Source organism: Stenotrophomonas sp., assembly GCF_032061965.1.
Lineage (GTDB): Bacteria > Pseudomonadota > Gammaproteobacteria > Xanthomonadales > Xanthomonadaceae > Stenotrophomonas.
Map to the genome: position 1 here is coordinate 1 of NZ_DAMBEF010000025.1, position 10,931 is coordinate 10,931.

12 protein-coding genes are annotated in these 10,931 nt (G+C 63.9%); 3 read left to right on the top strand and 9 right to left on the bottom strand.

Features of this window, described 5'->3' with window-relative positions; genetic code table 11:
- A partial coding sequence (locus RT460_RS13205; RefSeq protein WP_313319425.1) for a helicase C-terminal domain-containing protein occupies positions 1-747 on the top strand: 747 nt, incomplete at its 5' end.
- 214 nt (positions 748-961) lie between these two features.
- Positions 962-1,390, top strand: coding sequence for a hypothetical protein (locus tag RT460_RS13210; RefSeq protein WP_313319426.1), 429 nt, complete (start codon positions 962-964; stop codon positions 1,388-1,390).
- A 540-nt stretch (positions 1,391-1,930) separates the two neighbouring features.
- Here the strand turns inward: RT460_RS13210 and RT460_RS13215 are convergent.
- The 6 genes from RT460_RS13215 to RT460_RS13240 form a co-directional block, all read right to left on the bottom strand.
- On the bottom strand, positions 1,931-2,788 hold the full coding sequence (locus RT460_RS13215; RefSeq protein WP_313319427.1) for a hypothetical protein: 858 nt from the start codon (positions 2,786-2,788) through the stop codon (positions 1,931-1,933).
- Between the two features lie 260 nt (positions 2,789-3,048).
- Positions 3,049-3,429, bottom strand: coding sequence for a DUF1761 domain-containing protein (locus tag RT460_RS13220; protein WP_313319428.1), 381 nt, complete (start codon positions 3,427-3,429; stop codon positions 3,049-3,051).
- Positions 3,430-3,562: 133 nt separating this feature from the next.
- Complete coding sequence (hmpA, locus tag RT460_RS13225; protein WP_313319429.1) at positions 3,563-4,744, bottom strand: NO-inducible flavohemoprotein; 1,182 nt, start codon at positions 4,742-4,744, stop codon at positions 3,563-3,565.
- A gap of 281 nt (positions 4,745-5,025) precedes the next feature.
- On the bottom strand, positions 5,026-5,286 hold the full coding sequence (locus tag RT460_RS13230; protein WP_313319430.1) for a hypothetical protein: 261 nt from the start codon (positions 5,284-5,286) through the stop codon (positions 5,026-5,028).
- Positions 5,287-5,348: 62 nt separating this feature from the next.
- The gene (locus RT460_RS13235) at positions 5,349-5,933 is read right to left on the bottom strand and encodes a YdeI/OmpD-associated family protein (RefSeq protein ID WP_313319431.1); all 585 of its coding nucleotides are present in this window, start codon (positions 5,931-5,933) and stop codon (positions 5,349-5,351) included.
- 93 nt (positions 5,934-6,026) lie between these two features.
- Complete coding sequence (locus RT460_RS13240) at positions 6,027-7,403, bottom strand: amino acid permease (RefSeq protein ID WP_313319432.1); 1,377 nt, start codon at positions 7,401-7,403, stop codon at positions 6,027-6,029.
- 141 nt (positions 7,404-7,544) lie between these two features.
- On the opposite strand from RT460_RS13240, the gene RT460_RS13245 reads away from it, so the two are divergent.
- Positions 7,545-8,282: a hypothetical protein gene (locus RT460_RS13245; protein ID WP_313319433.1), complete on the top strand. Its 738-nt coding sequence runs from the start codon at positions 7,545-7,547 to the stop codon at positions 8,280-8,282.
- A gap of 4 nt (positions 8,283-8,286) precedes the next feature.
- Here the strand turns inward: RT460_RS13245 and RT460_RS13250 are convergent, their stop codons facing one another.
- The 3 genes from RT460_RS13250 to RT460_RS13260 form a co-directional block, all read right to left on the bottom strand.
- Entirely contained in the window at positions 8,287-8,865 is a 579-nt protein-coding gene (locus RT460_RS13250) for an isoprenylcysteine carboxylmethyltransferase family protein (RefSeq protein ID WP_313319434.1), read from the bottom strand.
- Positions 8,866-8,967: 102 nt separating this feature from the next.
- Positions 8,968-9,534, bottom strand: coding sequence for a hypothetical protein (locus RT460_RS13255; RefSeq protein ID WP_313319435.1), 567 nt, complete (start codon positions 9,532-9,534; stop codon positions 8,968-8,970).
- A 149-nt stretch (positions 9,535-9,683) separates the two neighbouring features.
- Complete coding sequence (locus tag RT460_RS13260) at positions 9,684-10,826, bottom strand: nitrilase-related carbon-nitrogen hydrolase (protein ID WP_313319436.1); 1,143 nt, start codon at positions 10,824-10,826, stop codon at positions 9,684-9,686.
- Between the last annotated feature and the right edge of the window lie 105 nt (positions 10,827-10,931).

The following is a 10,931-nucleotide window of genomic DNA, read 5'->3' on the forward strand; positions in this document are numbered from 1 at the left end:
GTGCTGCGCAAGCTGCTGTGGGACGAGGTGGACTCGGTGGTGATGACCTCGGCCACGCTTACCGGCGGCGGCGATTTCCAGTCGCTGGCGATCGACAATGGCATTCCGGAAGAAGCCGAGATGGTGTCGCTGGCCTCGCCGTTCGACTTGCCCAACCAGGCCGAGTTGATCGTGCCGCAGTTCCCGGTGACGCCGGATGACCGCGAGCGTCATCCCAAGGAAGTGGCCAAGTATCTGGCCGCCGAGCTGGATTGGGACAAGGGCAGCATGGTGTTGTTCACCTCGCGCTGGAAGATGGAAAAGGTGGCCGAGCTGATGCCGGCAACACTGCGCAAGAAGGTGCTGGTGCAGGGCGATGGCGCCAAGCAGAAGATGATCGACGAGCACATCAAGCGCACGTCGGCGGGCGAGGGTTCGGTGTTGTTTGGTTTGAACTCGTTTGGTGAAGGCCTGGACCTGCCGGGCGAGGCCTGCACCACGGTGGTGATCACCCAGGTGCCGTTCGCGGTGCCGACCGACCCGCAGACCTCGACCTTGAGCGAGTGGTTCGAGAGCCGCGGCTTGAACTCGTTCAACCTGATCGCGATCCCGCATGCGCTGCGCACCTTGACCCAGTTTTCCGGGCGCTTGATCCGTACCTCGACCGATACCGGGCGGGTGATCATTCTGGATTCGCGCTTGCTGACCCGCCGGTATGGCAAGCGCATCATTGATTCGCTGCCGCCGTTCAAGCGGGTTATTGGCTGAGGCAGGAGGCTGCGCCTCCGTCCCTCTCCCCAACCCCTCTCCCGCAAGGGGAGAGGGGCTACAACTGCAATTGCAGACGGTGCTCGCGCTCGCCGGGCGTCAAAGCCCCTCTCCCCTCGCGGGAGAGGGGTTGGGGAGAGGGGGAATCTCCCAACTGGCGCAACCCTCCGCCAACCCGTAAAGTTCGCCGCCTTTCCTTGGATCCCGACCCCCAATGGCCACTCCCCACGCCGCCTTCCCCTGGACAGCACAGCTGCAGCGCCTGCAGCAGCGCGATAGCGCGCTGGCCATGCTGGCGGCATTGCCCATGTTCGCTGCCGAAGACAATGCGCTGACAGCTGCAGGGCAGGCACTGGAGCTGCTGTTGCTGGCCGGTGAGCATCTGCTCAAGGCGGATACGGATGTTGGTTTGGTCGCTGATGAGTTGCGCCGCTACCAGAAGTTCGCGCCACCGGGGCGTCCGTCGGTGCAGATCGTGCAGTTGCGTCGGCAGCAGTCGACGGTGCAACAAGCGCAGCGAGTTGCCAGGCAGGCATTCATTCGCACCGCCGATGGCTTCGCACGCGCGATCGCGCTGGACGTGCCGCAGAAGTTGGGCGTGGTGGAAACGGTGATGCGCTGGCTGCGCGCGAACCTGGCCTAGTTCGCGGGGCGATTGCGCGCAAAAGCGTGGCTTCATTGCTGCTGTGCGCAGTTTTCAGGGCTTTACTAGAAGTCGCAACCGCCTTTTGGCACCATCCGGATGGCACCCCCAAGGGCGCAGGGTTCCATTTCAATCGGCGGATAGGAAATGGGGCCGACTGTCACGGTGCCAGTACCGCCAGTGTCACCGCCCCCGGGGAACACAATACCCCCGCTGCCGCCGCCCGGAGCTGGCGAGGGGACTGGGTCGATGGGGACCCTTTCATCCGTGATGTATTCGCCGCTGAAGGTCTGATGGTAGGTGGCGCAGTGCGTATCATTGCAGACCATATAGGTGGTGCCAGTGGCATACATCCATAGCGGAACCCAGTCGTCGATCGGCGCAAGTTGGTTTTCCAGGAACTGCCTTGTCAGTGGATCGATTACAGGGGCCTGAACCAAGCACCCGTTGTCGCAGTAGATCGGCCCCCGCTCCCAGGCGTACAAGTATGAGCACGTGAGCCCCACCGCCAGTACAGCTGCGATCACCGCGATCCGATGCCTACGGGCTCTGTACTGATCTTTGTTTTTCGCTACAGCATCCATCATGGATCTCCATTCCTTTGGCGCGTGACAGTTCAATTTGTTGCTGGGTCATCTCTTTTCTAAGCACCTCCATGCTCGCTTGCGGGATGAATCTCGGATCGATCTTCTCAACTGCCTGGTAGTAGGCGTAGCTGTTGACCAGATCCCTATCGGTTAGAACGCCGACCCTGTAAGCATTGCCTAGCCCAAGCAGCGCTTCGACATTTCCGCCTGCTGCAGCAACCATCAAGTAGCGCATGGATTTTTCCTTGTACCGGGTTAGTGCATAGGGATCCTTGAGCATCTCAGCAGGCCCACCAAGGGTTGCTTCTGGATCTGCCGCGTAGAGAAGCTGTGCACCCAGGTGACCTTGTGATGCTGCGAGATCAAGCCAGGCTGCAGCGCTTTCGTAGTTCTCGGCTTCCAGATTCCTGCAAGCCTCATACGTTGAGGATGTGATGGATGCCGGGCCGCGGGTTTCATACCGTTTCAGCATGTCCACGCACTCGCGAACTTTCAGATAGATGCCATAGGAAGCCCTTGCATTGCCTGCGAGTGCGGCCTTGCGAAGATCACGCACTACCCTCTGCGCGTCTCCCTCCGGCACCTGGCCCATGGACACGACGGTGTAGGCGCGCCCGCCCAGGTTTCTTGTCTCAATGCCATTGCGGTTGTTGCGCTGGCGTGGCTGAGCCGCGAGCGTGTTGCTTGAGCTCGGGGAGTCCGCGATTGCTACCGCTACCGGCGGTAGCTTGATATCGCCGTCATTCTGTCCGCGTTGTGTGCAGGCGGCGAGCGACGCAGCCGCAATCAATGCCACTGCGACACCTTTCATCGGACTTCCACTCCTTTGTTGCCTCAGCAGGTGCAGCCCAAAACTGCCGCCAAGTGGCGCATGGAGGTACGTCTCGAGTATTTCAAACGAGATGCATTAACGATAATGACCAGAAGAGATGTGGTGCCTCTGTCGGGCAGCGATTGCACGTGAATCGTGTCGAATCGCTATGGCAGCGACGCATGCTTGAAGGCCAAGGAGCACGCTTGGCCAAGCCCTTGTCGAAGGACTGAACGGAAAGCGTTGCAGCGACAGCTGTCTCAGTGCCAAAGACCCAGGATCAAACCAAACAGCACGAACTGCGCGGTGTGGTAGCCGCCATCAATGGCCCACAACTTCCCGCTGCGCTGCGCGAACTGATAGTTGATGCCGAAGCTCGCTGCGACCATGCCAAACCCTGCGACCACTCCGCATAACAGCGCCTTGCGCAGTTGCGGTGCCGGCCCGAGGAACCAGGCGAACGCGAACGCTGCGACCAGCGAAAACACGAACGCCACGCCAAATACCTTGCCCGGGTGCCCCTGCGGCACGTCCCCACCGTTCTCCCGGTTCCAGGCACGGCCGAACAGTGCTGGCGAATACCACAGCCCGCCCAGCAGAAAACTGGATACAGCAGCAAGCACCACGGCATAGACGTTCATGCGTTTCCCCAGAGCAGTGAGCGATGCCGCATCCTAGCGCCGCCGCAGCCGCTTGCGTAGCTGCTGCCAAAAAAGAAGACCGGCGGGTTTCCCTGCCGGCCTCCTACCTCTCACACGTTTGCGACGATGCCGCTCAGGCTTCCAGTGCCGCGGCGGGCCCGAAGAATTCGTAGTGGGTCTGGGACTCCGGCACGCCGACATCACGCAGCAGCTTCTTTACCTGGGCCATGAACGGCTTCGGCCCCAGGAAGTACGCGTCCACGTCACGCTCGGCCGGCAGCCACTGCTCCAGCAGCGCGTTGCTCAGCAAACCATCGGCATCGGCCTTGTCGCCCGGCAGTGCATCGCTGTAGCAGGTATAGCTGCGCAGCTGCGGGTGCTGCTTCTGCTTGTCGGCGATGAACTCGCGGAAGGCGTGTACCTCGCCGTTGCGTGCGCAATGGATGAAGTGCACCTGGCGGCCGCTGGCCAGTGCCTGTTCCAGCATCGGCAGGGTCGGGGTGATGCCGACGCCGCCGCTGATCAGGGCAACCGGACGCTCGCTGGCGACCAGGGTGAAATCACCTGCGGGTGCGAAAAGCTGCAAGGTGTCGCCGACCTGTACGTTGTCGTGGAGGTGGTTGGAGACCTTGCCCACGCCGTCGCGCTTGACGCTGATGCGGTAGCCGCGACCATCGGCGGCACGCGACAACGAGTAGTTGCGGCGGACTTCTTCGCCATCCAGCAGCAACTTCAGGCCGATGTACTGGCCTGGCAGGAAGTCGACCACGGCACCGCCATCGGCCGGCAGCAGGTGGAAAGAGGTGATCTCCGCGCTTTCGCGGACCTTGTCGGCGACGCGGAAGCTGCGCGCGCCGCGCCAGCCGCCCGGGGCGCCTTCATTGGCGGCGTAGACCGACTCCTCGGCGCCGATCAGCAGGTCGGCCAGCATCTGGTAGGCGGTGCCCCAGGCATCGATGATTTCATCGGTGGCCACCTCCGGCCCCAACACTTCGCGGATTGCGCGCAGCAGGTAATGGCCGACGATGGGGTAGTGCTCAGGCAGCACCTGCAGGGCGACGTGCTTGGCCACGATCTGGCCGACCAAAGGGCCCAGTGCTTCCAGCCGGTCGATGTTCTTGGCATACATCAGCACGGCATTGGCCAGGGCACGGGGTTGGTCGCCGCTGATCTGGTGGACGGGGTTGAACAGCGGACGCGCTGCGTCGCTTTCGGTCAACATCAACCCGTAGAAATGCTTGGTCAGCGCTTCGCCGCCGGTCTCCAGTAGCGGGATGGTCGCCTTGATGAGGTCACGTTGGGTGGAGCTGAGCATGGGAGGTTCCTGCTGCGGGGGTGCCTCACATGTTCCTCGCTTGGTGCCGGGCTTCTCGATGACTTATGTCAAGGAGTTGCTCGATTCCCGCGTCGGGGTGGTCTTCCGCACCCATGCAGCATCGCCAGGTAACCCAAAATCCGAGGCACCGGGGCGCGACCGCGCGGGGCAACGGTGCAGGACGCGCCCACCGGGCGCCAGGGTGGTGCCGGGCCATGCCCGGCAAGGGCCTTCACCCGTAAAGTCTCAGCGGAGCAGGGCTCCGCTGCAGCAACGGGTGTTCAGTCCGCCTCGGGACGGTTCAGCGCAGCGGTCATCGCGGCAGCGTCCTCGCGTGACAGGAACAGATACTCAAGTTCGGCGCCGCCGAACTTGTCTTCCAGTTCGTGCAGGCGCACCGGATGGCTGCCGAAGCGGAAATGGGTGCCGTCATCGGTATCGATGGCGTAGACGCCGAAAGAGGGCGGATTGGTCAGCGTGCCTTCCAGCTTGACGGAGGCCGGGTCGATGGCGCGCTGGATGAGGTCTTCAAGGTCGATCATGTCGTAACGGTAGGGCTGTGGGGGGCGTTCTGGGGGAAGTGAAAAGCTTGCGGCGTGCCGCGTCAATGCTTCTCATGTTTCCAATTGCGGTGTTTGCCATCAGACAACCACGCAATGGACTTTTTAATACGTTCTTCACGGGTACTGTCGCGCTTGGCTTCGCCAATCCACTCCAGGTAATCGCGTTGGTATCCGGGGGCAAAAGCGTCGAAGTGTGCCTTGGCAACAGGCGCCGCCTGCAGCGCCTGGGCGAACGCAGGTGGCATCAGCAATGCAGCGCGTGGTGCGCGCTTGGGTGCGCTCACGCCGCTATCGATACGCTGCATGGACTGCCGCAGCTGGTTGGCGAACTCGCGTTTGCCGGGGAGGTCCTTGGGCGTGCACAGGCGGCCGTACTGGCCCATGGCTTCATCGTTGCCGGCAGCACCATCGCGTTGCCAGAAGCCCAGCGTCGCGTGCGCCTTGAACGCGGCCATGCCGCACAGCAGCTTGCCTTGGTAGAGGAAGGCCGGCATGCCCCATTTGATCGCTTCCTCGGCCTGCGCGCAGCCGGCATGCACACGCTGGCGGATTTCGCGCAGGATGGGCTGGGCGAAAGCGGCGGCATTGGCGATGTAGGCGTCGACGCGGGGGTCTGGAGTTGGCATGGCTGGCCTCGGATGGGCGCAGCCTGCCGTTAGTTTCGCGTTAAAACAAGCCCGGCGTGGTCGTAGGCCCGCAAACAGCCTGTTCCGGCATGGTCAGGCCCGGCGTGCGTTGCGTGCCAGGGCGCTGCACAGCGCGATGAAGGCGGTGAAGGCGGCCATCGACAGGAACTGCAGGCGGGTCTCCGGGGTGCTCAGCAGCAGCACGAAGATCAGCCCGAGGATGGCCAGCGCCAGCACCGTCAGGTAGGGAAAACCGGCCATGCGGAACGGCAGCGGTGTACCCAGGCGTTCGGCGCGGCGGCGCAGGATCAGCTGCGATACCAGGGTAATGGTCCAGACCAGCAGGCAGGTGGAGCCGACCACGTTCAGCAGCACCGGCAGCACCTTGTTGGGGTACAGCAGCTCCAGCACCGTGGCACCGAAGCCGAACAGCACGCTGGCCAGCACGGCCATCACCGGCACCTGGCGGATGTTGGTGCGGGCCAGCCAACGCGGCGCCTCATGGCGCTCGGCGAGGGAGTAGATCATCCGCGATGCGCCGTAGAGGTTGGCGTTGAGTGCCGACAACAGGGCGATGACCGCGATCAGGGTGATGGCGGTGGCGGCCCCGGGGATGTTGGCTACCTGCAGCACCGCCGCAAACGGGGATTTGAGGGTTTCGCTGTTCCACGGCACCACGGCGATGATCACGCCGATCGAACCGATGTAGAACACCAGGATGCGCCAGGCCACGGTGCGGATGGCCCGGGCCAGGCTGCGCTCCGGGTCCTGGGTTTCGGCCGCGGCCACGGCCACGATTTCGGTGCCGCCAAAGGCGAAGATCACCACCAGCAAGGCTGCGCCAATGCCGGCCAGGCCCTTGGGCATGAAACCGCCGTGGCCGGTGATATTGGACATGCCGGGCGAGGCCACGTTGGGCAGCAGGCCCGCCAGCAGTGCGATGCCCACCAGGATGAAGGCGATGATGGCGCCGACCTTGAGGATGGCGAACCAGAATTCGAACTCACCGTAGTTGCGCACGCCCATCAGGTTGATCACGGTGAACACCACCATGAACGCCAGCGAGGTCAGCGGCACCGATAGCTGTGGCCATACCGTTGCCAGCAGGCCGGCCGCACCCACCGACTCGGCAGCGATCACCACCACCAGCTGCGCCCACCACAGCCAGCCCACCGTGGCACCGGCGGTAGCGCCCAGGGCGTCGGCGGCATAGACGGAGAACGCACCGCTGGCGGGCCGCGCAGCGGCCATCTCGCCCATCGCGTGCATCATGATGATGACCAGGGTGCCGGCGACGAGGTAGGAGATCAGCACTGCCGGGCCTGCGGCCTGGATGCCCACGCCCGAGCCGAGGAACAGGCCGGCGCCGATCGCGCTGCCCAGGCCCATCATGATCAGCTGGCGCGGCTTGAGTGCGCGTTCCAGTTTCTGCGACGGCGAGGTGGCCGGGGCGGAAGAGGGGATGGGCATCGGCAGGATTCAAGGTGAAGAGAGGGCGACACGATACCGCGTCCGCCCATGGCCGTGGCTGTCCCATTGGTGGCAATTGCGAGCCAACCGGTACGATGAGGGCCCCGGCGTCGATGTGCGCCTGCAACAACGGATGCCCCCATGCGCGGTCTGGATTTCAGCTCCTGGCAGGGCCTGCTGTCGACGCTTGCCGGCCTGGCCATCATCACCTTGATCGGCGTAGGCATACGCCTGGTGGTGATGCAGGCGGTGCAGCAGAAGCGCGAGGCCGCCAACCGCCAGATCAATGAGCGGCTGAAGACCTTGATCGCCGCCTACAAGACCCTGGGCGGCTCCTTTACCGGTGACCTGAGCGTGGATCCGAGCCATCTGCGCGACCTGCGCCGCCGCGCCGCAGAGCTGGCCCAGGGCGAGGCGGTCACCAATGCCGACGGCGCCGTGGTGCTGCCCACGGTTGACGGTGGCGACGCCGGTGACCGTGCCCGGCGCACCCGCGATGCGGTGGAGGCGGCGTTGTCCGACGTGATCCTGCTGGGCACCGAGGATCAGGTGCGGCTGGCGGCGCGCGCGGCCACCGAGATGGTCGAGGGCCGCCCGATCCAGACCGCCGAGCTGGTGGTATCGCTGCGCAATTTCATCCGCGGCGTGCTGGATCTGGATGTGATACCCGCCAGTGTTGCCATCCCGCAGCAAGGGCCGTCGCGGCCGGCCAGCGGCAGTGGCAGCAAGGGAGGGGCGGGCAAGGACGGTGAGCGGGCGGGTGCAGGCAAGCAGGGCGGTGGTGGCGGCATGGGAGGGATGGGCGCCGGCATGGGTATGGGCGCCGGGCTGGGCTATGGCGCTGGCCGTACGGGCGAGGACGAGGCCGAGCGCGGCTGACGACCTATAGCACCCAAGGAATCAGCAGCTTGGTGTGCTGGGCATAGTCCCGATACGCCTGCCCGAAGTGCGCTGACAGAAAGCGTTCTTCCTGCTTGAGTTTGACCCAGAACGAAACAAATACGATCAGCACCGCGATCACGCCGCGCCAGTCACCCACCATCAGTGCGGTACCGCTGAACATCAACAGGAAGCCGCTGTAGATCGGGTTGCGCACCAGGGCATACGGGCCGTTGGTGATCAATTCGTGCGACTGTTTGATCTGTACATTGCCGCTCCAGTTGCGGCCCAGCCGCCAGCGTGCCCAGATCGCCAGACTCGCGCCGGCCACGCACAGCAGCAGGCCGAGGCCATGGACCGGCAGTGAATGCGGCACGAACCGTTCACGCAACCAGCTGTGCCCGAACCATTCGCCCGGGCCCAGCAGCAGGACGGCGATCAGCAGCGGCAGCCAATAGGCCAGCAGCTGCTTGTGCGCCGATTCGGTACGGCTGACGGGTTTGGCCTGCAGCGCAGTCAGGCCCCAGTAGAGCAGCACTACGGCCCAGCACAGGGTCACCGCCAGGGCGAAGAAGGTGGTCATCGTGCGCTCCCTCCCGGATATCTGGGGCAACAACGGGGATGCTATGGCCGCGTGGTGGCGCCATCTTTCCAGCCCGCCGGACGCTGCGGAAACCGGACAGGGTCAGGCAATACGTTCGACCCGGCACTGCCGGCACAGTGGGTAGGTCTCCAGCAGCGGCAGGATGGCTGCATGCATGCGCTCGAAGCTGTCGCCGTACATGTACAGGGCAGTCTCATTCGGCCCCTGCCAATGGCTGTTGACCATGCCGATGCCTTCCAGGCGGCGTTCGCACTCTTCGTACACATGGTTGGAGTCGCAGGTCTGGTACACGTCATCGGGTAGGTCGGTACCGTTCAGGTACAGGCCCAGACCTTCGTGTTGGCCGATGGCGATACGTTCGCTGCTGCCGTCGACAACCATGTACGAGCCCTTCGGTGCGAGCATGGCTTCAAACAGGCGCCCGGTGATGGCAATGGCATCAGCATCCAGGTTGCCCATCTGCACCTCGATGTCGCAGGCGGCCACTTCACCATTCTTGGCAAGCAAGGTGCCGCCGCCCACCACTTCTGCATTGATGCGGCGTGCATCGCAGGCTTCGATGAAAGCATCTTCCAGATCGGCGCGGTGCATGGGCTGCAGGCGCGCGTTGAGGGTAACGGTGATGATTCCCGGTTTCTTCTTGAACATTCCCAGCATTGCAGCTCCGATGGCAGCGCGAGTCCCGGCCCGAGCGGCCGACTTCCACGGCGATAGTATGCGCAGGGCCCTGTGCAGGGCGGGTGCATGCGGGGTTGCAGATGAAAACGGCGCCTTTCGGCGCCGTTGTTGGTGAAGCATTACTTCCAGCGTGACTTGCCGCGGATGTAGCGGGCGGCGTCCTCCAGCGAGGTGGGCAGGTATTCCGACCACAGGTTCGGCGGGTAGGCGTTCTGGTAGGTATCGTAGACGTCGCGGAACAGGTCCATGTGCACCACCGGCTGGCGCTTGCGCGCACGCAGCTCGGCGATCGGCACGCGGCCCAGCACCAGGGTTTCTTCCTTGCTCTGCGCTTCTGCGATGGCCTTGCCGCTGGGGTCGTACAGGGCGGTGCCGCCTGAGCCCGGGTCATCGAAATAGGGGCCATTGTCCGGCGAGATCGAGTTGTTGACGATCGAGGAGTAGACGCCGTTGTACATGGCGCAGGCAGCGATATCCATGTCCGAGAAGCCACCCGATGCGGTGCGCAGGAAGACCTCGGCGCCCTTGAACGCCATCGCCCGGAACAGCTCCGGCTCGCGCTGGGTGGAGCTGGTGCAGATGTTGCCCAGCGGGGTGCGGGTGACCGGCACCACCGCGTCGCGGCCATACATCTCAACGTAGCGGTCGAGCACGTCGTAGGTGGTGGTGGTGAACAGCTCGAAATCCGGGAAGGCGCCCTTGAGGTTGCGCGCCTTCCAGTGCTTGTCCACGATCTCGCCCTTGTCGTTCATGATCGTGGTGATCGACAGCACGTGGCCCGGCCAATCCGGATCGGTGGCGTAGGCGCCGAACACGATCCAGGTGCCGTATTGGCGCGCCTTGGCAGCGATGGCCTCGGTTTCCTCACCGGGAATGGTGATGGCGAATTTGAGGATCTCCTCGCGGGTCCACTTGCGCCAACCGGTCAGCGGGAATTCGTGGAACTGCAGCAGGTCGGGCTTGGCGTGGTAATGCGCCTTGTCGATCAGGTCCAGCATGTGTGCCAGGTTGGCCTTGGTGGCCGACTTCCATTCGCGCGCATCGAAGCTGTGCACGCGTGACTGCACCAGGCCCAGGGTCCAGGCCGGCTTGGCCAGTTCCAAGGTGTCATAGGTGCCATCGGTGCGCTCGTTGAGCGCGTCCGGACCCTTGCCCATTGCCGCCTGCGCCGGTGCCGAGGCACCCAGCAGGGACGGGCCGACTGCGCCCAGTGCGGCCAGGCCGGCGGCACTGCCCAGGAAATGTCTGCGGGTGTTGCTCATTGGGTACCTCGGTGGTTGATTGCCTGGATCATGTTTGTTGCAGTTGCTTGTGCAGTTGCTTGTGCAGTTGCTTGTGCAGTTGCTTGTGCAGTTGCTTGTGCAGTT